Below are 22,869 nucleotides of genomic sequence, written 5' to 3'. Positions count from 1 at the left end.
CGGGAACGTCACTGGTTCGCTGCTACCGTCCGAGGGAAACATCCGTTTGCTCATTCGACTCGACGGACAATTTTCGACATCAACGAAAGGCTACAACGGGCCGGTCACTCTACGATCATCCGGCTTCGGTCAAGTCTACGCGGCTCGACAATTTGTCATCACCGAAAAGCGAGTCTTTGCTGGCGAGCCAATCGCAACAGCCAGCCTTTCGACGCAGATCAATCAAATCAATCATCCGCTCAAACTCGTTCGCAAAATCGCTTCGAAGAAAGCGGCCGAGATGAAACCGCAAGCCGAAGCGATCTCTCGCAGAAAACTACAAGACCGCGTGCTCGAAGGCTTTCGCCAACAAACCGACGAAGAGGCGTCTCGCACGTTCCCAGACCTCGATGCGAAGATGCGCCCATGGTTGCGTCGACTGGACCTCCCCGCACCGACTCGCACCATCGGATCGACCACCGATGCAGTGCATGTGCGAGCGACCATGCGGCGACCGTTCGGGTTGTCTGCCCCGGGTGAAGGCCCATCCCTGTCGATGGTTCGAACCGCGACCTCATCGGGAACCTACCCCGGTGGCTACAGCGCCGCGATCCAGGTGCACGAAAGCATTCTCAACAACACCGTGATGAAGTTGTTGGCCGGAGAAACATTCACGCCAGAAAAACTGCGCGACCTCACCAGTTCGTTCGGCATCCCTTCGGACAAAGACGCGTCCGCGGAAACGGATGTGACCGACGACGAGCCAGCAGAATCGTTCGAAGTCGACTTCTCCGGGTTCCGTCCGGTCTACTTCGAAGCTCGCGACCAAACCCTTCGAATCGGGTTGCGTGGCGATCGCTTTGCTCAAGGCGACCGGGAACTGGATCGCCGATTGGAAGTTTCCGCGGTGTATCGTCCCGCGATCACCGAAGACGGACGCATGATCCTGATTCGCGACGAAGACATCGATTTGAAATTCCCTGGTGGCCGTCGCTTGACGCTTTCACAAACCGCCATCAAAGCCAACATCGAAGAAGGCTTTGACAAGCTGTTCCCGATGACGCTTCTTCATCGCGAATGGACACTTCCATCAACGCTGCAGCTACCCGCACTCGCGGGCCGCTCCGCCAAGGTCATCGGCATCGACGCCCAAGACGGCTGGCTCACCCTCGTCGTCCGCTAGTCCACCCACCATGGTCACCCAAGACCGTCGCCATGCATCACCCGTACGATGGTCTTCCAAGACCGTCGCCCAACTGCCCACAGAACAGTCGGAATGAGAATTGCGTAAGCTGCAGGGATACCTCCTTCCCAAGCCAACGCAATGAATCCTACCGAAATCCAAGCCATCGACCCCGTCTGCGGCATGTCGGTGGATCCAGCCAAGTCTCTCTCCAGTCGTCACGACGGCCGAACCTTCTACTTTTGCTGTGCTGGCTGCCAGAAAAAGTTTGAAGCTGACCCCGATGGTGTTCTGGAATCTCGAAAGACAAAAAACGCTGATTCCAAATCGTCGGACTGCTGCGGAACCAAACCGACTTGCTGTGGTGGCGGCTCGCATGGCAAGTCCCAACCCAGCACGACCGCCGATCCCGAAGCCGTCTACACCTGTCCAATGCACCTGGAGATCGAACAGATCGGCCCGGGAGACTGCCCGATCTGCGGGATGGATTTGGAACCCAAGTTCGTTGATCCGACGTCTTCGGGAGACGAAGCCCAGTACAACGATATGAAACGCCGGTTCTGGATCGGCGTCGCTCTTTCGGTTCCGCTGTTGATCCTGTCGATGGGGCCTATGATCGGCCTTCCCATCAATCGCTGGATCTCGCCCAGCATCAACGGCTGGCTGCAATTCGCACTCGCGACGCCCGTCGTATTCTGGTGCGGATGGCCCCTTCTTGTTCGCGGTGCCAAATCGTTTCGATCTTGGAACCTCAATATGTTTTCCTTGATCGCGTTGGGATCATTGGCCGCGTTTGGGTTCAGCGTCCTCGCGATTCTGCTTCCCGACTGGATCCCCGCTGCTTTCTACGAAGCCGACCGACCGCCGCTGTACTTCGAAGCGGCCGCGGTGATCATCACACTGGTGCTGCTCGGCCAAGTCCTCGAACTGCGAGCTCGCCAACAAACCGGCGGTGCGATCCGCGAACTGATGCAGCTCACTCCTGACATTGCCCATCGAATCGATGGGGACGACGAACAAGATGTCTCCCTCGACGAAATTCAATCGGGCGACCGCTTGCGAATTCGACCAGGCGAGAAGATCCCCGTCGACGGCGAAGTCACCAGCGGATCCTCGCGGGTTGACGAATCAATGCTGACGGGCGAACCAGTCCCGGTTGAAAAGAACGAAGGCGACACGCTCACCGGCGGAACGCTCAATCAATCGGGTTCGTTGGAGATGACAGCCACACAAGTGGGCAGCGACACGGTCCTGCACCGGATCGTGCAAATGGTCGCCGACGCTCAACGCAGCCAAGCCCCAATTCAAAAACTGGTCGATCAAGTGGCCCAGTACTTTGTGCCAGCCGTCATCCTCAGTTCCATTCTCGCGTTCATCGCGTGGTCAATGTTTGGCCCTAAACCTTCGCTGGCCTACGCCTTCGTATCTGCGATCGCCGTTTTGATCATCGCCTGCCCGTGTGCACTGGGGCTAGCCACTCCCATGTCAGTCATGGTGGGCGTGGGACGGGGTGCCAAAGAAGGCGTCTTGATTCGCGATGCGGAAATCCTGGAGATCATGGAAAAGGTCGATACCGTCGTGGTGGACAAAACGGGAACGCTCACCAAGGGGTGTCCCACGGTCACCGCAATCGAACCGCAAGGCGACTGGAGCGAATCCGATGTCTTGTCGATTGCCGCCGCGGTGGAACAATCCAGCGAACATCCGCTCGGCCGAGCGATCGTCGAATACGCAGACTCCGTCGACACTCAAAAACGTGTCACAAAGGATTTTCAAAGCACGACTGGGAAAGGCGTGTTTGCACAGGTCGATGGCAAACAGGTTGCGATCGGCAACCCCAATTGGTTGTCCGATCTGAATGTGGCGGGCTTGGACGCCGTGCACGATCAAGCGGAACAGTACCAGGCGGACGCAGCCACGGTGGTCTACGTCGCTATCGATCGCTCGCTCGCCGCAATCATCGTCATCAAGGATCCAATCAAGCCGAGCACGCGTGATGCGATCAAAGCCTTGCACTCATTGGGACTGCAAGTCGTAATGCTGACCGGCGACGCTCGATCCACCGCCGAGGCCGTGGCCCAACAACTTGGGATCGATGACTTCCGAGCGAACGTGTCACCGGAAGCCAAACACGACTATGTTCAGCAACTCAAACAAGAGGGCAAAACGGTTGCGATGTGTGGTGACGGCATCAACGATGCACCGGCCCTGGCCGCATCCAATGTCGGAATCGCAATGGGAACCGGAACCAGCGTTGCGATGGAATCGGCTGGAGTGACATTGGTCGGCGGTGACTTGCGAGGCGTGGTCGCCGCGAAACAGCTCAGCCAAAAGACGATGCGAAACATCCGCCAAAACCTATTTTTCGCGTTCGCGTACAACGCCTTGGGAATCCCCATCGCGGCCGGTCTGCTGTATCCGTTCTTTGGAATCTTGCTCAGCCCCATGATCGCCGCCGCCGCGATGAGCTTCAGCAGCGTCTCCGTCATCGGCAACGCCCTCCGACTCCGCACCATCCAGCTGAACGCACCGAACTAAATTGATGACGAGCCTTGAGTTCACGTTCGTACTGAGAAGTGCGGCACGAGGCGGTTCGCGTCTGACTCTGTTAGCGGCAGGGCGCAAGCCCTCCGGTCCCACACGCATTGACTTTGTTAGCGGCAGGGCGCGAGCCCTCCGGTTCCGCACGCAACCACCAAACCAACGTCGGACTCACATCGCTGAGTCACAACGCTGAGTCACAACGAGTTCGCACTCGAACCGCCTACGTCTTGAGCTTCCGACGCGTACGTTGTCGCAGCCGCAAGCGAATCCTCATCAAACAAATATCTCACACTTCCCTTCCGCGTCCACCAGCGATCACGCACGCATTCTTCAGCGACACCCAACTGACGCTCACGTTCTTTCATCCGCCGCTTGCCCCATGACTTCAATTGATCTCGAACCTTCTCACCGTCGTAGTTCGGTGCCGTCACAACAACATGACAATGGTTGGTTCGACAATTGACAGCGTGCAGAAACCAACACCGCTTTTCGCAATGTTCGCGAACGACGGATTCGATCATTGTTCGTTGCTCTGGTGACAAAATGACTGCCGAATCAACCATTTGGCCACGACACCAATTCGCGAGCCGAGGTTGCGGCACCTGGTCCCCGCGATGCCACTTGGTCCAGCCGCGATCATCACCTGGCATCCAGGTTCCATAGCACGTCCAAGTCAAAAAGGATGCAATTGGGTCGCCTTGCAACCTCAAACTCCTCGTGAAATGAGCGGTTCAGTTCGGACACGTTGCTCACTCTTCAGTGCTACCGGCGCAAGCCGTACAGTGCCGCTTGTATTCTACCTGGTAAACAGAGAACTCATTTCCTTCCCGGATCGCTTAGTACGTCAACTGAAAATGCGAAGACCGGCACCGGGCGGCTTGCGCCACTCCGCTAACAAAATCTCGCTCCCTTCAAGTCTTCGGTCAACCAAATCCCCATTCCTGCTAGCGGTAGGGCGCAAGCCCTCCGGTCCCACACGGCAATCCAGCAAGCACCGTCACCGCGACAAGATTCGCCGCCGGAGTTCCGTCACCTCGTTCCTTGATCCGGCCTACGAGACTCGCGCAAACCATTTGTGTTTCGGCACGACTTCAGATCCTCTCCTTGAAGCCAGCGTGCTGTCACCATGGAAGCGGACTCGATATTGCATGCAACGAAACTGGCGACGGCATTGTCCCACGTTTCGTCAATTGACCAGTCTTCCAGATCGACCGAGATCTCACCCCCTAAGTCAGTGTCAATCCACACGTGCCGATTTGGGAACTCAAGGCTTTGAAACGATATTGTTGTGAGACCACACTCCGCACGATTTGTCTCTCTCAAGCCGACCTCACCGATCAACGCGGACCGAAGTTCGAGCGTTGGTTTGGATTTTGGAATCAACATAGTCCCTCCAATTTCCTCTGCCCTATTGCCAGGATCTAAAGCTTCTTCCCGACCACGCTATCGATTTTGTCCTGCATGCTCTGCTCGCGATCGGTACGCGTTCCGACTTTGATGCTGGTCGTGATGCGTGGAGCACCGATCGCGTGCACACGTTCGTGGCAAACCTTGATCGCCGCGAACACTTCGTCCCACTCACCTTCGATGTTCGTGCCATACGCGTGAAGTTGGTGTTCCAAGCCAGCTTCTTCCAATACTTTCTGGCACTCGGCAACGTACTTGCCCACCGAAACTCCCACGCCCATCGGGACGACACATAAATCGACAATGACTTTCATCTCAATTAAATCCCTCACTCTTTGGCTCGTTCGGTTGATTGCCCTTTGAGTTTACGCGGTCGTGACTTCAACGGCACCGCCCATCGTCGTCCATCCTGTAATTCAAGTCTGGAACGAACAACCAGATTCGCCTGCGTTCTCGCAAATTCGACGCGATCACCCAGAAAAGATCGGACTTTCGAGAACCACCCGATTTCGCTACCGTCGGATCGAAATATGAAAGCAAGGTTCATTTCCGGCGGTCGTGTCGGAGGAATGCAGGATGCAAGACCGGAGCGTGAAAGTGGAAATGAAGACTTGGTTGCCAGTGTGCCTGTTGGGCATGCTGATCGTCGTTCCCGCGTGTCGCTCCACGGCACCATCCACCCCGCCGATCGTATCTGAACCAACGATCCCCGATTTCCCAGAAGCCCAGCCGCCGAAACCGAACTTTGTTTCGTTTGTCGACCGGCCTGAATTGCAAGCTGGCACGGGCCCCATGGACTCGGACGCGTCCCTGGAGTTCACCGAAACTAGCTCCGGTCTGAAATATCGGATCCTTCGAAAATCGGACGGCAAAAAACCGACGGCCTTTGACACCGTTTCGGTCCACTACCGAGGCTGGCTCAACAACGGCAAAGTCTTTGACAATTCCTATGACCGCGGTGAAGCAACCACCTTTCCGTTGGACGGCGTCATCGCTGGATGGACGGAAGGGATGCAACTCATCGGCGAAGGCGGGATGATCGAACTGTGGGTGCCATCCTATCTTGGATACGGCGAACGTGGCTCGCCTGGATCCATCCCCGCTCACGCGATTCTGCACTTCATCGTCGAACTCGAAAGCGTGAAGTAGACGCCCGAGCGGATCGGTCTACGAAGCTTCAACCTCAGCTTCAGCGTTCGTGCCGAAGAAATTGTTCAGGCCGAAGAAATTCGCAACCTCATTCGCTGGCACCGGCGCCCGGAATGAACTGCACCGCATCCGCGATGACGTAGCCATCTGAATCGTCGTTTCTGATCTCGACGACCGCGGATGCGTCGAATTCAAACTCACCTAGTTTCGCTCGACCACCGGATTTTGAATCGCGTTGATTCACGCGAATCTCGTGCTGCTTTCCCGATGCGTCCGTGACTGCCACCAACGTGTTGCTGGCTCGGTTGGGATGCACCGGCCATAGCAAGTTCACCTGGTAGCGTCCCGGTCGTTTCAATTTGGCTTGATAGACCACAACGCATTCGCCTTTGCTGGCGTCACTATCGTGCAAGTAATTCATCCCGACGCGTTGCCCCGATGAGTTGCTGACCATCCAAGCACCTTCCGTCTTGGCTTGAGAGTTGTCGACGACGATGCCATCAAGCGTTTTCGGATCAATCCCAGGTTTAGCTTCTGGGCCGGTGTATGCCAGCACTTGCTTGTCTTCCAGCAAACGATTCGCCAATCGTTCATAGTCAACATTTTGAACCGCGACTTGGTCGTCGATCGCGATCGCCGCCGCGGTGGCGGTTGTTTGACCAAGCACCATAAACACAGGTTCCATCCGGATAGAACCAAACGCGATGTGCGTGGCCGATAAACAAACCGGCACCAACAAATTGGAAACTTCACGCCGCTTAGGAACCAACGAACGATAACTGATTCCGTATGGCGGAAAACCACCGACCTGAACATCGCCTTCGTTTCGCACGTGTCCGTTTTCGTCGACGTAGCGTTGCTGGTTGTGCGAATCCATTGTGTACGCCGCCAATCCGATCGGGTCTTCGACCGGCAAACCTTGGCAGTTCTTCTGTGTCATCACATACTCACCGACCATCCGTCGAGCTTCGCGAATGTAGAGTTGGTCTTGCCAGCCATTGCCCTCGACAAATTCGTCCTTGCACATTCCCCAACGCGAAACTTGCTTGCGAACGTTTTCGGGAACGCGAGGGTGATTGGCCAACGTCCACATCAAACCTTGTTGATACAAGAGATGTTCCGCGACGATCTTTTCACGCTCTTCGTAGCTGGCTTCCGGATAGTCATAGTTTTGTCCGATGAAGTCCGTTGAGAAGCCCAATCGATTGTTCGTGTCGGTCTTGCGGTTGGGCATGGAAGAATTGATCCACGGAGCAGCGTCTTCACCCGCTTCGTAGTTGCGAAGCATCAACTCGTACCACAGCGGCTGATATCCATCCGGTTTTTCGAACGGGATTCGATTCTGAGGATGGTCGGTCAAGCACATCCGAAAGCAGTAGGCCTGCACCCGGTGGTCAGCACCGCCTTCTTCACCCGGCCCTTCTGGATCGATGTGCGGAAGCAACCCGCTGCTGGCATCACCGGGAACGACATACGGATCAATGCCTTTTCGAAGCTGGTGATGAATCGCCATCTTGGTCTGCACACCATTGAGCGTTTCGCCGTATTGCGAGTTCGCCTCTCGTCCCACTGTGTAGCTGACACCCGCGGCGGCCATCAGGTCGCCTTCGTAGGTCGCGTCGATGAACATGCGAGCCCGATAGGTTTCACCCGACTCCATTCGAATCGCGATGATCCGAGCGGGCAGGCTACGAGTCATCGTCACTGCGGACCGATCGAGACGTTTGCCGTAGTCGACTCGGATGCCGTCTCGTTCAATCCAATCTTCGTAGATCGACAACGCCGCGCTGGGTTCAAACGTCCACATGGCAGCTTCCCCCGCCGCGGTTTTCGATTGACCTCCGCCACGATACTCATCCGATCGTTGAAACTTCCACGCCGCGGGGTCTTGGTAGTACTCCGCAACGTCTTCGTAAAACTCGCGAGCGATCCCTCCAATGGCCGCCTTGTTCCCGATGTCGGTTTGCCCCAATCCGCCCGTGGTCAGACCACCGACACGTTGACTGGGTTCGATCACGATTACCGTCTTGCCCATCCGATGAGCCTGAACCGCAGCGGCGATTCCGGCCGAGGTGCCGCCGTAGACGACCAAGTCCACCGGTTCGGGATCCGCCGCTCTGGTTGGCACCGACCAAACGGCCATTACCAGCACCAATGAAAAAACGATGTTCGCTCGTGTTGTCCGACTCATGCAAACGTCCTGGGAGAAATTGTGATCAAGTGATAATCAAGGCAGTCAATTCAGCGATTCAATTCGTTGCGAGTGAAGCAGTGTTCTTCCACGACTTCACCACTAATCAGATGTTCTTGGATGATGCGTTCGAGCACCTCCGGAGTGCAGTCGCGATACCAAACGCCATCGGGATAGACCACCGCGATCGGGCCGGCCGCACAAACCTGCAAACAGTTGGCTTTGGTGCGAATGACACTGGCGTCAGTCCCAACCAGACCAAGTTCTTTGAGCCTTCGCTTGAGGTAGTTCCACGACTCCAAACTGGCTTCCTTGTCGCAGCACTTGGGCTTGGTCTGATCCGCACACAAAAACAGATGTCGTTTCGCGGTATGGATACCGAGCTTGCCCGCGATCGCTCGCAAGGATTCAGGGTCGCTTGGATTGAGCGCTTCTGTCGATTTGGAGTTTGATTCAGAGGTCATGGGATCTCCTTGACTGACATCGTTTCTGGTTCGGGCCGTGGTTCCCAAGCGTCATAGTGTTTCGCTGATTGCCCCGACCAAACCGGCGAAGATCCCCACAACGGAACCGTCGTCAGCATGGATTCCCACGTTCCCAGTTCGCCATACAGTTCGCGAACGCGATCGGGGTTCTGTGCCGACAAGTCATGGCTTTCCGAGACGTCGGTGGAAACCTCAAACAACTCGGCCGGCCGATGCGAGGGACGTAGAAGCTTGTCAGTACCATCCAAGATCGCCGCTTGACCTTGCAATCGCCAATACAATCGCCGACTGGGCGGTTCGCTGCCGTCAACCAAATGAGGCGTCATATCAATTCCGTCGTGTGTGCCAGCCAAACGGTTCATGCGTTTGCGATTGGACGCGTCTTCGTGAGACATGGGTTGAGCAAGTGCCAGCGGCTGAGCGCCAGCCGCGGAACAAAACGTCGGCAGCAAGTCCAGCGAACTGATCACGCCGTCGTAGCGTTTGCCAGCAGGAAACTTGGCCGGCCAAGTCCAAATCATGGGCACGCGAATCCCGCCTTCTCGCATGGATCCTTTCACACCTCGAAGTGGCCCATTCCAACTGCCGTTGTTGGTCGCACCGCCGTTGTCGGAAAAGAAAACCAACAACGTGTTTTTCCACTGCCCGGTTTCTTCCAAGTACTTGCGAATTCGACCGACGCCGCGATCAAGCGCGAACATCATCGCCGCGTAGGTCCGGCGTTTCTTGTTTGGAATGTTTGCGAAGCGAGCCAAGTCGGCTTCCGTGGCGTGCATCGGCGTGTGCGGCGCGTTGTACGAGTAAAACACAAACCAGGGCTGATCCGGTTTCGCGGCTTCGTGCTGATCGATGAATCGCAAACCTTCGTCGGTGAAGAAGTCCGTCAGGTATTCATTGGAAAAATCTTCCACACGTTGCCCGTTCCGTTCGATGACGTGATTCATCGTCGTCGGAAAGTAGTGATGACTGCCGGTCAGCATCCCACAGAAATGATCGAAGCCTCGACGATTGGGATGATGCATCTCGCCCATCCCCAAGTGCCACTTGCCAATCAAAGCAGTCGCATAACCGGCCGCGCCGAGATGGTCGCCCAGCGTTTTTTCGCTGACCGGCAATCCCAACAACTCGGGCCGAGTCGCGTAGCGTTCCTCCGATGCATTCAGGTTGCCTTCGTAGCCAAATCGCCGAGGATCACGACCGGTCAGCAACCCTGCTCTTGACGGCGAACACACCGCACTGGCCACGTAGGCCTGCGAGCACAACACGCCGGACTCGGCCAATCGATCCAGGTTTGGCGTTTGCAAAGTTTGGCTGCCCATGCATCCCATGTCACCGTAGCCCATATCGTCGGCCAGGATCACCACAATGTTTGGCGGGGTCGATTCAGCGGCACGCGAAGCTTTGGTGGCGAAGAAAACACATATCGACAGGAAAACGAGGCGAGAAACCGCGGCAAGGTTGGGCGCTGGCATGCTGGCTGGGGCGGGGTTCAATCTGGAAGGCGGGACTGAGGGGAGGCACAGTGTATTTGACACCAAGGCATCCACCCAAGATGCTAGCGACTCCAGCGACCAAGAAGACGAAAAACATCTCGCCCCGTCGCTTCACAGGTGTTCATCCTTCAATAGCGACACCGTGTTCCCGCCGCGTTTCGACGCACCTTCCCCACCATCCAACGCAATGTCCAAGCAATCCTTCCTCGCAAAGGCAGCCGCTGTCTTTTGTTGTCTCGTCGCATCAAGCTCGCCATTCGCGGTGGCCGACGACGGGGATAGCCCGAACATCTTGTTCATCCTGGCGGATGACTTGGCGTGGTCGGACCTTGGCTGCTACGGGCACCCGTGGCATGACACACCTCATCTGGATCGGTTGGCATCCGAGGGTGCCCGCTTCACTCAAGCGTATTCGCCCGCCCCCATTTGTTCCGCCTCACGGGCATCGATTCTGACCGGCAAGACACCCGCTCGACTGCAGTTCGAATTTGTCACCAAGAATGAACCGGGACGGCAGAAGATCGACTTCCCAACACCAATGTCAGCACCTCCGTTGACACTGAATCTGCCGCTCAAAGAGCGAACCATCGCCGAGTGCTTGAAAGATGAGGGTTATCAAACCGCGTTCTTTGGCAAGTGGCACGTCAGCTCTCACCATGAACGTTATTTGGGATGGAGCCCCACACACGGCCCGGTGAAGCAAGGGTTCGAGATCGCCGAGGAAGACTACGGAGCGCATCCTTACGACTGGAAACGTTCACCCATCGAAACGATCACCGAGGTTGGAAAATTCGCGTCTGATTCCATGGTCCAGCGTGTCGCTGACTTTCTTCGACAGGAACACGACCGTCCGTACTTCGCGATGGCGTCTTCGTTTTATGTACACACGCCAGTCCGAACGCCGTGCCAATGGCTGCGAGAAAAGTATGATGCTCGGGTTCCCTCCGATTCGAAGAAGCGAAAGAACCGGATCGAATACGCCGCCTTCTTAGAAACGTTCGACCATCACGTTGGCCAAATCCTTGATTCACTGGAGGAATCCGGACAAGCCGATCGGACCATCGTGGTTTTCTGTTCCGACAACGGTGGTCATCCGGAGTACACCGCCAACGCACCGCTGCGAGGTTCCAAATGGAACCTGTACGAAGGTGGCATTCGTGTGCCGATGATCGTTCGCTGGCCGGATGTTGTCCAACCACAAACTGAAATTAAACGTCCGGTGATCGGGTACGACTTGCTACCCACAATAGTCGACTGGTCGGGCGGTAATCCACCGAAGTGTGATGGAGAAAGCTTTGCTAACTCGTTGCGTGGCAAGTCCTCAGCAACCGGCGAACCACGTTCCCTGATTTGGCATTTTCCGTACTACCATCCCGAGAAAGGGTTTGCCAAAGCACCAGACTCGATCAGCATCGATGATTTTGCTACCAGCCGGACTCGCCCGCAGTCTGCAATTCGACGTGGCCGGTACAAGCTGTTGCAATTCACGGAGGACAATCGAGTGGAGCTCTACGATCTTTCCAGCGACATCGGCGAACAGAAAGATATGTCCGCCGAACAAACGGAGCTCACATCGCAGTTGCGACGTGAATTGCAGCGGACACTCCAACAACAAAACGCCCGCTTCCCAATCGCCAAGTGATGCTCACGGTTTTGTGTTGAGAGTTGTTTCAGCGGAACTGGCTGCCAAAATGATGGCAAACCTTGTGGCCTATGCGGGTATTGGCTTCCGAGCAAACTGAACAGTGCGCTCGTCCCAATTCATCCGATTCCAGGGAATGTATTCATTGTCCCCAGGATGCTCGATATGCGACTCAGTTTCACAGCGACCAGCGTTTTTCTCGCCCTCTTTTCTACCGTGGCCCACGCGGATCACCCAGGTCGAAAAAGCTTGGCGGACAAGCACGCACCCGCTGGCATCATGGGTGACCACTTGCATGGAAAAGGCGAGTGGATGGTCGAGTACAAGTACCTGGTCATGTCCATGGAAGACAATCGCATCGGCGAAACCACCATCAGCGATCAAGACGCAATTGGGCCGGCAGGCCCTCCCGGCGGAATCACCGTCGAAGGAATTCAAACCAACGGTGGAGCAACCCCGACGCAAATGACCATGGAAATGCACATGGCACACATCATGTACGGCGCGTCGGATGACATCACGCTGTACACAATGCTGATGATGCCCGCGTTGACCATGGACCACATTCGCGGCGACGGAAACCCGGCCGGCCGAGGTGGTGAATTCACAACGCACAACAGTGGCTTTGGCGACACCTCGCTGGGCGCATTGCTACGGCTCTACAGCACCGATTCGCAGGACTTGCTCTTCAATCTGGGTTGCTCGGTTCCGACCGGTGACATCTATCGCGAAACGACCGCACCGACGGATGGGCTGATGTCGCAACCGTTGCCGTATCCAATGCGACTTGGCAGCGGCACATTCAACGCTCGTCCAGGCGTCACATGGAAGTACTTCCGCGAATGGTGGAGCGGCGGGGTTCAGTTCCAAACCGACTTGCCTATCGGTCGCAACTACCGTGGGTACAGCGTCAGCGATGAGTTTCGTCTGAACTCATGGACCAGCGTTCTGCTGACAGACAACTGGTCAGTCTCGCTCCGCGGTGAGCATTTTTGGCGTACCGATTACGAAGGATCCGACTCTTCAGCCGACAATTTGGTGATCTCAACCAACGTCGAAGAATTCCGAGGCGGTTACTGGTACAACCTCGGAATCGGCACCCAGTTGATGGCTCACGGGCACTACCTCAACTTTGAAATCGTTCCCACCATCGCACAAGACCTCGACGGCATCCAACTCGAAACGGACTACTCCGTCATCGCGAGTTGGTCCAAGGCTTGGTGAGCGAACGAAGTACTATCGCTCCTCAACTGGTTGGCTTCCGACCGAGGAACAAGTAATACGGTGCCTTGATGAGCGGCATGTAGGGAACGCTTCCCAACCGCTCGTCGCAACGTTCGGTCTCGAATTGGCGGCTGAGCATCGCAAGATGATCGCTGGACAAGTAGACATTGTCCGACGCGAACCAAAGCGACCAAAATGTCCGACGCAGCCAACCATGTTGGCGACTCGTTGCCGCGGCATGTTTTCGTGAAACGTGAAAGTCGGTCACGGCGATGATTCCGCCTGGCTTGAGGATTCGCCGGGCAATTAAAACGCTCTCGAACCAATCCGGAATCATCGTCAACGAATACGAAAACGTGACGACGTCCACGCTGTTTTCAGGCAGTTCAAACTTGGTCGCATCCGCATGATGCAGCGTCACATTTTTGAGTTCACGCTCCTCAATCCGCTCCGAGGCGACCTTCAAAAGTGATTGCGAAAGATCGACCAAGTGAACCTCGGAAAGGGCCTTCGACTGTTCTTCCACGGAGAACAAATTGTGTCCGGTACCCGCACCGAAATCGACCCACACACCGTCCTCAGGGAAGTCCACCCACGACATCAATTCTGACCGGCCGTGCAGAAGCCTCGCACGAAACGAATCATAGTGCGACGCCTGGCCTTCGTAAAAACTTTCCAATCGTTCGCCGTGAGTGTCACCGCGAACGGGACGAACCAACAGGTGCCAAAGGACTTTGAGATCGTCAAAACGAGACGAGGGTTTGATGGCTTCACTCATGCTGCGACTCCAGCGGACGCGGGCGTCGTGCCGACTTCACCGGAGGAGCGTCCGAATAGATCAGCGATATAGAAGCTGCCATAGGTGTGAACCCGGTCGCGAGCGTGCAGGGATGTCGCCAATTCCTCATGGTAATGAAGCAGATCGCCCAATTGGACTTGGCTGCCTTCATGCTGCAACATCAAAGGATTGACAAAGTCGACCGCCAACGCCGCACTTCTCCACAAAACGCGAGCGTCGGAAGTGGCGCGATTCAGAATGCTTTGCCACTCAGATGCCAACAACTCGGGATATCGGTCGTACAACCAATCCATGTGATCAAGCAACACAAATCGCGAGATGGGCTGATCATGGCCGGTCAAGAAGCCTTCGACCGTGTTGGTGTGCGTGTGAACGCGATCGACCAAACCACCTTTCAGCGTTTCAAAGTTCTCCTCTTTGAGATATTCCGGGCAACAATCAGGCGTGTAGCTCCCCGTCAGGTAGACTCGCCAAAAGTAGTTGTCACGAAGCGGCAGCGTTTTAAACACCGCTTCGATCCGGTCTTGGATGAACCCACCGATACCACCGGGATAGCATTGATCGAGCTGGTTGCGTTGACTGCGGGGGACACCGAGCATCGCCAGCGTTGTGTCACGACGCAACGCCCAACGAAGCGGTTTGCTCCAGAGCAACCGATTGATGTCGCGTTCCTGATAGATCTCTCGCTGTTGATCCACCGATTCCGCTTGCAGCAGCTCCGCGATCGCTTCCTTCAAACCGGCGGGACGTTTCAGGTAGCCGTTGACCAACCAAGCGAACAATCCCGATGTGCCGCGAAAGAAAAAACTCTTCCGGCGAGACGTCCCATCAAAGAAGTCCAAACGTCGGTCCCAAATCGCACGTGCGTCCGGCGTCAACGAACCGCGAACATGATTGTGATAGAGTGATTGCCAATCGGAATGGTAACCGCGACCAAACACGTCGAAGAAGTCTTGGTATTTCAGCGTGCGAATGGAGGCGCACTTCAGTTCCAACAACGCGTTTTGCAGCGGGTTCATGTCCACCGCGTGAACGGACTTGGGGGCCTGCAGTGCATAGTCCAACGCATTGCAACCGGCGGAGGTGATCACCAGAACAGAATCGTCCGATCCCAGCGAAAGAGCTTGCCGGTCAATCCGAGGATCTTCCCAACAAGTGTTGTAAACGAGGTTCTTTTGGTGAACGACTTTGAAGCACTTGTTGCCGAGCCAATTTGCGACCATGCGGAGTTGTCTTTCGATTGATTAAGAAATACCGAGTGATTCAATGCGTCAAGCGGCGTAACCGTGCGATGCCGTTTCGCCGTTGACCGAGACGAGTTCGTTTGCTTCGACGTCGGCCGTTTCGCTGTCATCGAAACACCGACGAATGGATTCTTCATGTGCTGGCAGACGGAGGAACAAATCCTCGTCGTAGCGTCGGACCAAGTGCAGTTGACCATCGTGGCGTTCCACCAGCCCGGTGCAGTTCTCGACCCAATCGCCCGTGTTGCAGTACCACATCGAATCGCTGCTCACGATGTCAGGCGTGTGGATGTGACCGCAGATGACTCCATTGCATTCGCGTTGTTTCGCGTGATCCAGAATGCGAGTTTCGAAATCGCTAACGAAGCGAATCCAACGCTTGACTCGGTCTTTAAGAACCGAGCAAACCCCATAGGGATTGCGATCGCTCGGTTGCCATGCTCGATGGCACAAACGGTTCATACTCAAGCACGCGTCATAGACCGCTGTCGTCCCCTTGGACAACCAAGGAACGTTGCTCTCGACGCAATCGAAAAGATCACCGTGCGTGATCAGAAACTTCCAGCCCGCTACGGTTTCCAAAACGAACTCATTGCCGACTTCAAATCGTGGCAACGTCGCCAAACACCCTGCCCGAAAAGCCGGGTTGCGTAGAAATGCGTCATGGTTGCCGGCGACGTAATGAATCTTTGTGCCGCGTCGAGCCAGGCTAATCAGATGAGCAATGATCTCGTCGCAAACACTCGACCAGTGCCAACCCGTGTTGATCTTCCAGCCATCGATGAAGTCCCCAACCAAGTACAACGACTCGGGCTGGAACTGACGCAGAAACACCAGAAACTCTTCGGCACGCGAATGCTTCGATCCGAGATGCACATCGCTTACCAAGAGGGTCCGGACCGACGTCGGGGCGGGCCTCTGCATGCCACCGTCCTTGGCTTGGAAGGGATGGGAACGTCCGACCACGACTCAAACAGATCCTGCGTTGAGTCACCGGTGTGGAATCCAGCGTTGGTCGACCGTTGCTTGAAATTGATTTCGAGCGAAGAGTATCAACCGAGTGTGACGTTCTTGTTAACGCTCGATGCGGGTTGCAGGAAAGTTCCCAACCAAGACAGAACCCCGTGTTCCTGAATCGAATCGACGTCGCAATCCGGCGCGACAACCGGAACATCATCGCGCATAAAAAGATCGCCCGATGTGAGACACACCGGGCGATCGAATTGCTTTCTTGGCTTCCGAAGTCGCGACCTAGAATCGCATTTGATACTGGAAGTAGAAGAAGTCGGCGTCCAAGTCCTGCACACCGGCGGTGGTGCTGTAGTACTTGCCCGAATTGAAGTACGAGTAGCCGATCAAAGCACTGTTGCGTGGGTTGAGCGCGATCTGGAACAAGACATCAATTTCGTGCCCGAGTTCGCGATCGCCCGCAGGGTTATTTGCATTGTACGGGTTCATCACTACGTCGAACGGAGTCGTTTTCTCGTCCAGCATGAAGTAGTGATACCAAAGCAACAGTTTGACTTTCTCGCCGAAGAATGGCGTGATGAACTGAGCATTGATGTCATGCAAGTTGCGGCGACCAAACAAGTCCATGAAACCGTTGTACTTGTGAGCCAACGGAAACAGGTGATCGAATCCGTCTCCGCCACGAAGCGAATCGTCGCCACCGGACGCGTAGTCGTACCAGAACCAAATGGTTGGTTTCCAGTCCTTGGTCAGGGCGATTTGACGTCCTAGGCCTCCGGTTAAGAAACCGGCGCCGTGGTCGGTGCCGTCGCTGTTCGTTCCGAACTGCGTGCCACCTTCGTACTCGTACATCCAGTTTGAATCGGTTTTGCCAACGACGCGGCTGCCAATGGTGTGATAATCGAAATCACCCACATCGTTGTTCAAACCGAGGTAGTAGTTTTCCCACTGTCCGAGCCAAGTGTCCTTGCGGGTCATGTACGCACCAAAGAACTGAACATCTTGGTTCGTGGCATCCCACTTGTCTTCGTAGGCTGCGGTGCGTTTCACGGGGTGGGTGTAGAACGCATCGATCGAACCGTCTTTGTTTGCGTAGGTCGCACGCACACCATCAAAGGTACGACGAGTGTTGGCCCAATCCAACGGCGAGACCAAACGCTGAGCACCCAACAACAATTCTTGGCGACCGCCACGAACGCTAAGGTTGTCCGTGAGTTTCGCTTCTAGGAATAGGTTTTGTGCTTCGCCGCGGTTCTCTTCGATGGGACGATTATTGAAAAGCTCACCACCTGAATCCGCATAGAGGTATTCGCCGTAGAATCGAACGTTCTCAGACAAACGCCAGTTCGCGAACATGCGGTAACGCGTTAGCCAGAATTGATCGCTATTCTGAGTCAATCCCAGTCCAGTCGGTCCCAATCCGCGGTGGTTGCGTTCATTGTGGTAACGCACACGTGCTTCGCCACCAACGTCTAGCGTTCCATTTAGCATTCCCTTCAGCGAGTCGCCGAAGAACGATGGGCCGTCGTAGCAAGGGTCATCGAGGTAGCTGAAGTCGTTGGCATAAAAGACGCCTTGATAGGCACCTTTCATCTTTGCCATCGCAGCTTCTTTCTTCTTCTTCGTGCAGCAACCGTTTGCACAGCAGGTGCAGGGTGCGGAGTACGAAGCGTATGGGTCCGAGTACGTGGACGAGTCTACGACTGGTTCCGCGATTGGTGACTGCGAATCAACAATCGAGGAAGCAGCGGGCTCTTCCGTCGGAGAAGTCGGCGAAGGACCAGGTTCCGTGAGAGCCCCCGAGTCCTGTTGAAATACGAGGACCTCGACCGGTTCGAGACCGGAAGTGTCTTGAGCATGAGCGTGAGTGGAAATGGCTGCTGTTGCGATCGCGATCGCACTGAGCAAGCGGCGTTTCCAGTTGCGTTGGGACATGGCGTTGTGCCTCCTTCATGGAGTGGACTGTGAATTCGAATCATCCGGATCGATTTGGATCGCCTTGGTTCCTTCCGCCTGAGTTAAAGGAAGTGCAATGAATCGGAGATGAAACGAACTCAACATCCAAGTCTTCATAGCGACCCGTTTTGGCTATCGGCGCATTCAAAGCGATGCTGAATCCGCAAGTGCAAAGGGTTTCAATATGCGTCCCCACCAACCGCACTCAGACGTTGCAATGATCAAAGTCCCCCAACTCGATCAGCGGCGGATTTGCTTTGCTCGCAACGGCTTGCGGCGACGTTTTCACGCGGCCAATCCGCGACCATTCGGGGCGAAATGACGGGGTAAGAGTGAGGTTCGCACCCGAAAAACCTGTTTAAGAATAGGCATTCTCCCCCGTGCTAACGCGGACAGATTCTGGTCCGAAAGACCTCTCTGAGCACCTGCCCAATCCGCGTGCAGAGTCGCTTTCGATCTGCTGAAGACTTAAGCAGAGCCGATGCTGCCAATGATTTTTCAATCGGCCGCAGAAGCCGCTTTGCGCACGAACTCCTCGCTGCGCTACCACTAGGTGAACTTGTCCACCACAAACACCGGTAGCGCACTTCGCGCCCCTGCATCCGGCATGACGCTTGCTATTCCTCAAACCTGCATCACTGATGCCACTTTATTGCTCACGGTTTCAGCACTCTTCTCGTCGGACAGTTTTCCAATGCTTTTTCGCGTTCCCGGCTTCTGCCTCGAATCACAGAGCGTACCGCTCATCTCCACCGAATCAGAAGCCACTTCGCGGAGCGAATCAGCGGGAACGCGCCAAACGGCAAATTCGAAAAAGACCGCCGGATTCGCATGGAAGAAAGCGATCACAGCCACAAACAAATTCGCGTTGCTCGGTTGTATCGCTCTCGCCAGTGCCTTCACCGGCTGTTCTGACTCCGGCGTCTCACTGGAGGATCTCGAAGCCGCCGCTGCAAAGGTTGATATCAGCAAGATTGAAGTCGACGTCGATCCAACCGAGTCCGCCGCAATGTTGGACTTGGAAAAGTCGGACCTCACATTCGGCTTCATCAAGCTGACCGATTGTGCCCCCTTGGTGATCGCCAAAGAGATGGGCTACTTCGACGACGAAGGTCTCAACGTCACGCTCGAAACACAATCGAACTGGAAGATCCTGCTCGACAATGTCATCAACGGGCAACTCGACGGCGCACACATGTTGGCCGGCCAACCCATCGGTGCAACGATCGGTGTTGGCACCAAGTCGCCAATCGTGACCGCGTACAGCCTGGACTACAACGGCAACGGCAACGGCATCACGGTCAGCAATGAAGTGTGGGCACAGATGCAGGAGAACGATCCTGACCTGAAGAGCCCCACACCCAAACATCCCATCAGTGCCGCCAGCCTGAAACCGATCGTTGACGACTACCTGCAAGACGCGGGCGAACCGTTCCCAATGGGCATGGTGTTCCCGGTCAGCACTCACAACTACGAGATCCGTTATTGGTTGGCCGCTTCGGGAATCCACCCGGGCATGTACACCGAGTCTGACATCAAGGGCTTCACCGACGCGCAAGTCAAATTGTCGACGGTTCCACCCCCGCAAATGCCACAGAACTTGGAAGCTGACATCGTCAAAGGTTACTGCGTTGGCGAACCATGGAATCAAAAAGCGGTCGTGACCGGCATCGGTGTTCCCGTCACCACCAACTACGACATCTGGAAGAACAACCCTGAAAAGGTCTTCGGTGTCACCGAAGAATGGGCGAAGAAGCATCCACAAACTCACTTGGCCGTGATCAAGGCTCTGATCCGGGCTGGTAAATGGTTGGATGCAACCGATGACTCCGGCAAACTGGTCAATCGCGAAGAAGCCGTCGAGATCCTCAGCCGCAAAGACTATGTCGGTGCAGAGAAGGAAGTGATCGGCAACTCGATGATGGGCACGTTCGTCTTCCAATCCACCGACGTTCGCGAAATGCCTGACTTCAACGTGTTCTTCAAGCACGAAGCCAGCTACCCGCACTACAGCGATGCAATTTGGTTCCTGACTCAGATGCGACGCTGGGGACAAATCACGGAATCCAAACCAGCCAGCTGGTACGCCGAAACCGCCAAGAAGATCTACAAGCCAGAGATCTATCGCCAGGCCGCTGAGCTGTTGATCAGCGAAGGCAAACTCGATCCGAACGAGATCCCAGCTCCAGACTACGACGGCTACCGCGCCGTCACAACTGAGTTCATCGACGGGAACAAGTACGACGCGAAAGATCCGATTGGCTACATCAACAGCTTTGAAATTGGCAACAAGGACGACGAGTCGTTGGCCAAGAAATAGCCACCACATTCGGGCTCTCACGAGCCCGCTTTGATTCCCTTTTTGCATTCACCTTTCCACCATTTTTTGGACGTATCCCCTGATGAATTGGCGTGGCAATCTTCTCCGTTTCTGCGACGTGGCCGGACTTCCGATTCTCGAACCGTTTGTTCGCTTGGCAGCAGGCGAGGACAAACGGGAACAGTGCATTGGAATCGCGAAATTCATTTTGCTTCCAATCGTGGCGGTCAGCGTGTTTCTGTTGCTTTGGGCCGGAGCCGCATCAACGGTTGTGACGGACAGTGCCAAACTGCCCAGTCCACAAGCGACTTGGGCGGCGGGCAAGCAGCTGATCGCAATGCACTACGACCAACGCGCCGCCGACAAGGCGGCCAAACAAGAAAAGCTGACGGAAGCGGTTCAGCTATTGGCCGAGTCAAACGCCTACACCGCTGCGGCAGCCAAGGAAACCGGTCAGACCAAAACACTTCTTGAGAACAAATCGTTGACGCTGAAGAAGCGAGCTGTCACGGCCGCTAACTTCACGCCTTCGAGCGCCCCAACGTTCATCGACCAAATTTGGACGAGCGTCAAAACGGTGTTCTTCGGTTTCTTCTTGGCGACCATCGTTGCGGTTCCAGTTGGTGTCCTCTGCGGGATGAGCCCATGGTTCAACGCGGCCATGACACCGTTCATTCAGATCTTCAAACCCGTCAGTCCGCTGGCTTGGTTGCCTTTGGCGTTCATCGTCATCATGTGGTACTACGCCGGTTACTCCAGCGGCGAAACGTTTTTCAACAAAGCGTTTCTGATTTCGGCATCGACCGTGTGCTTGTGCTCACTTTGGCCCACGTTGGTCAACACAACGCTCGGTGTTGCCAGTGTCGACAAAGACTTCATCAACGTTGCCGACGTGCTTCGGCTGTCTTGGTGGCAACGTCTGACCAAGATCATCTTGCCGGCCAGCTTGCCACTGATGTTCGCGGGAATGCGGATCAGTCTGGGCGTTGGCTGGATGGTTTTGATCGCCGCCGACATGCTCGCTCAAAACCCCGGACTGGGAAAGTTTGTGTGGGACGAATTCCAAAACGGTAGCGAACTCACTTACGCCCGCATCGCCTTCAGCGTGATCGTCATCGGAATGATCGGCCTGGTTCTGGACCGGATCATGATCTTCTTCCGCAACCTGGTCAGCTTCGGCAATCCATCTCCCGTTTGATTCTGGATGTCTCGGTTCCTTCTCTTTCATCATCCATCGGTGCAAACATGAGCGCAGTTCTCGAAACATCGCCAACGATCAAACGCCGAGCTATTTCGTCGGCTCCCAAACCGATCCTGCAAATGCGTGGGGTCTGCAAGGGTTACGGAAGCGGCGTGACTCGAAACGAAGTCCTGCAGAACATCAACCTCAACATTCGCGAGGGCGAGTTCCTGGCGGTGGTTGGATTCAGCGGCAGTGGCAAAACCACGTTCACGCAGTTGCTGGCCGGTTTGATCTCGCCTGACAAAGGCACGATCACCATGAATGACGAACCCGTTACCGGACCGTCGCCGGACCGCGGGATGGTGTTCCAAAACTATTCGCTGCTACCTTGGTTGACAGTTCGTGGCAACATCGCCCTTTCGGTCAACGCGGTTTTCAAAGAATGGTCGCGTGAACAGCGACGCGACCATGTTGAAAAGTTCATCGACATGGTCGGACTCAGCCACGCGGCCCACCGCCGACCTCATGAGTTGTCCGGTGGTATGCGGCAACGAACCAGCCTCGCACGGACGTTGGCACTCAAACCCAAAGTCCTGCTGCTCGACGAACCGCTCTCCGCACTCGACGCGTTGACGCGTGGCCAACTCGGGGACGAGATCCTGAAGATTTGGAGCGAAGAGAAGCAGACTTGCGTGATGATCACCAACGACGTCGACGAAGCCATCATGGTCGCCGATCGCATCGTGCCGCTGAACCCAGGCCCCAACGCCTCGCTTGGTCCCGTCTTTACTGTCGGCATTGATCGACCTCGCAGCAAGACCGAACTCAACGACAACGAAGAGTTCAAAGGGCTCCGCAACGCGGTGACGAATTACTTGGTCGCCGTCCGCCAAAAGGCTCGCCGTGACGAGATGGCGGCCAATCCAACCCAAGCGTTCCGTTTGCCCGAAATCGAACCTTCCGATTTGACGCGTCCCTCGCGAGCCGTCTTCAACACCGGCCCACGCTAACCGCACCGAAATCAGTTGCGTTGATCGAAACGGTCGACGTTCTGAACTTGATCACCCCCAATACATTCCACCTTCCCACTCAGTGCACCGA

The 22,869-nt window shown here is 55.6% G+C and carries 16 protein-coding genes and 1 pseudogene; 8 read left to right on the top strand and 9 right to left on the bottom strand.

The window, feature by feature from the left end:
* A pseudogene (locus B2R17_RS27020) lies at positions 1–1,162 on the top strand (hypothetical protein); the annotation flags it as partial.
* Positions 1,163–1,303: 141 nt separating this feature from the next.
* The gene (locus B2R17_RS27015; RefSeq protein WP_286766441.1) at positions 1,304–3,700 is read left to right on the top strand and encodes a heavy metal translocating P-type ATPase; all 2,397 of its coding nucleotides are present in this window, start codon (positions 1,304–1,306) and stop codon (positions 3,698–3,700) included.
* 200 nt (positions 3,701–3,900) lie between these two features.
* On the opposite strand, the gene B2R17_RS27010 is transcribed toward B2R17_RS27015, so the two are convergent.
* On the bottom strand, positions 3,901–4,356 hold the full coding sequence (locus B2R17_RS27010; RefSeq protein WP_286766440.1) for a transposase: 456 nt from the start codon (positions 4,354–4,356) through the stop codon (positions 3,901–3,903).
* 771 nt (positions 4,357–5,127) lie between these two features.
* Positions 5,128–5,427, bottom strand: a complete 300-nt coding sequence (locus B2R17_RS27005; protein ID WP_286766439.1) for an MTH1187 family thiamine-binding protein — start codon at positions 5,425–5,427, stop codon at positions 5,128–5,130.
* Between the two features lie 283 nt (positions 5,428–5,710).
* On the opposite strand from B2R17_RS27005, the gene B2R17_RS27000 reads away from it, so the two are divergent.
* Positions 5,711–6,262 carry an FKBP-type peptidyl-prolyl cis-trans isomerase gene (locus B2R17_RS27000; RefSeq protein WP_286766511.1) on the top strand — a complete coding sequence of 184 codons (552 nt, stop codon included), beginning with the start codon at positions 5,711–5,713 and terminating at the stop codon, positions 6,260–6,262.
* Between the two features lie 88 nt (positions 6,263–6,350).
* Here the strand turns inward: B2R17_RS27000 and B2R17_RS26995 are convergent, their stop codons facing one another.
* Genes B2R17_RS26995 through B2R17_RS26985 form a run of 3 tightly spaced genes read right to left on the bottom strand, consistent with a single transcriptional unit; the run spans position 6,351 to position 10,410 of the window.
* Entirely contained in the window at positions 6,351–8,453 is a 2,103-nt protein-coding gene (locus B2R17_RS26995) for an FAD-dependent oxidoreductase (RefSeq protein ID WP_286766438.1), read from the bottom strand.
* Positions 8,454–8,503: 50 nt separating this feature from the next.
* Positions 8,504–8,917, bottom strand: coding sequence for a (2Fe-2S) ferredoxin domain-containing protein (locus tag B2R17_RS26990; RefSeq protein ID WP_286766437.1), 414 nt, complete (start codon positions 8,915–8,917; stop codon positions 8,504–8,506).
* A complete protein-coding gene (locus tag B2R17_RS26985; RefSeq protein ID WP_286766436.1) occupies positions 8,914–10,410 on the bottom strand; it encodes a sulfatase-like hydrolase/transferase in 1,497 nt (498 codons plus the stop codon). The genes B2R17_RS26990 and B2R17_RS26985 overlap by 4 nt, the downstream gene beginning before the upstream one ends.
* A gap of 208 nt (positions 10,411–10,618) precedes the next feature.
* Between B2R17_RS26985 and B2R17_RS26980 the strand changes: the two genes are divergently transcribed.
* Both B2R17_RS26980 and B2R17_RS26975 read left to right on the top strand, forming a co-directional pair.
* Positions 10,619–12,073: a sulfatase gene (locus tag B2R17_RS26980; protein ID WP_286766435.1), complete on the top strand. Its 1,455-nt coding sequence runs from the start codon at positions 10,619–10,621 to the stop codon at positions 12,071–12,073.
* 156 nt (positions 12,074–12,229) lie between these two features.
* Positions 12,230–13,297: a transporter gene (locus tag B2R17_RS26975; protein ID WP_286766434.1), complete on the top strand. Its 1,068-nt coding sequence runs from the start codon at positions 12,230–12,232 to the stop codon at positions 13,295–13,297.
* A 22-nt stretch (positions 13,298–13,319) separates the two neighbouring features.
* Here B2R17_RS26975 and B2R17_RS26970 read toward each other — a convergent pair whose 3' ends face one another.
* From B2R17_RS26970 to B2R17_RS26955, 4 genes are all read right to left on the bottom strand, one after another.
* Entirely contained in the window at positions 13,320–14,075 is a 756-nt protein-coding gene (locus tag B2R17_RS26970; protein ID WP_008667852.1) for a class I SAM-dependent methyltransferase, read from the bottom strand.
* Positions 14,072–15,319: a DUF3419 family protein gene (locus tag B2R17_RS26965; RefSeq protein ID WP_286766433.1), complete on the bottom strand. Its 1,248-nt coding sequence runs from the start codon at positions 15,317–15,319 to the stop codon at positions 14,072–14,074. The genes B2R17_RS26970 and B2R17_RS26965 overlap by 4 nt, the downstream gene beginning before the upstream one ends.
* Positions 15,320–15,367: 48 nt before the next feature.
* Positions 15,368–16,264 carry a UDP-2,3-diacylglucosamine diphosphatase gene (locus B2R17_RS26960; RefSeq protein ID WP_286766432.1) on the bottom strand — a complete coding sequence of 299 codons (897 nt, stop codon included), beginning with the start codon at positions 16,262–16,264 and terminating at the stop codon, positions 15,368–15,370.
* Between the two features lie 327 nt (positions 16,265–16,591).
* Positions 16,592–18,244 carry an alginate export family protein gene (locus B2R17_RS26955; protein ID WP_286766431.1) on the bottom strand — a complete coding sequence of 551 codons (1,653 nt, stop codon included), beginning with the start codon at positions 18,242–18,244 and terminating at the stop codon, positions 16,592–16,594.
* Positions 18,245–18,959: 715 nt separating this feature from the next.
* Between B2R17_RS26955 and B2R17_RS26950 the strand changes: the two genes are divergently transcribed.
* The 3 genes from B2R17_RS26950 to B2R17_RS26940 all read left to right on the top strand — a co-directional run bounded on the left by B2R17_RS26950 (position 18,960) and on the right by B2R17_RS26940 (position 22,778).
* A complete protein-coding gene (locus B2R17_RS26950) occupies positions 18,960–20,585 on the top strand; it encodes a CmpA/NrtA family ABC transporter substrate-binding protein (RefSeq protein WP_286766510.1) in 1,626 nt (541 codons plus the stop codon).
* An 82-nt stretch (positions 20,586–20,667) separates the two neighbouring features.
* Complete coding sequence (locus tag B2R17_RS26945) at positions 20,668–21,783, top strand: ABC transporter permease (RefSeq protein ID WP_286766430.1); 1,116 nt, start codon at positions 20,668–20,670, stop codon at positions 21,781–21,783.
* Complete coding sequence (locus tag B2R17_RS26940; protein WP_339886634.1) at positions 21,780–22,778, top strand: ABC transporter ATP-binding protein; 999 nt, start codon at positions 21,780–21,782, stop codon at positions 22,776–22,778. The genes B2R17_RS26945 and B2R17_RS26940 overlap by 4 nt, the downstream gene beginning before the upstream one ends.
* The last annotated feature ends 91 nt before the right edge of the window (positions 22,779–22,869 follow it).

The sequence above is a fragment of the Rhodopirellula sp. UBA1907 genome (assembly GCF_002337565.1).
Taxonomy (GTDB): Bacteria; Planctomycetota; Planctomycetia; order Pirellulales; family Pirellulaceae; genus Rhodopirellula; species Rhodopirellula europaea.
The sequence above is the reverse complement of the archived record's forward strand: the minus strand, read 5'-3'. Positions and strand labels throughout refer to the sequence as shown.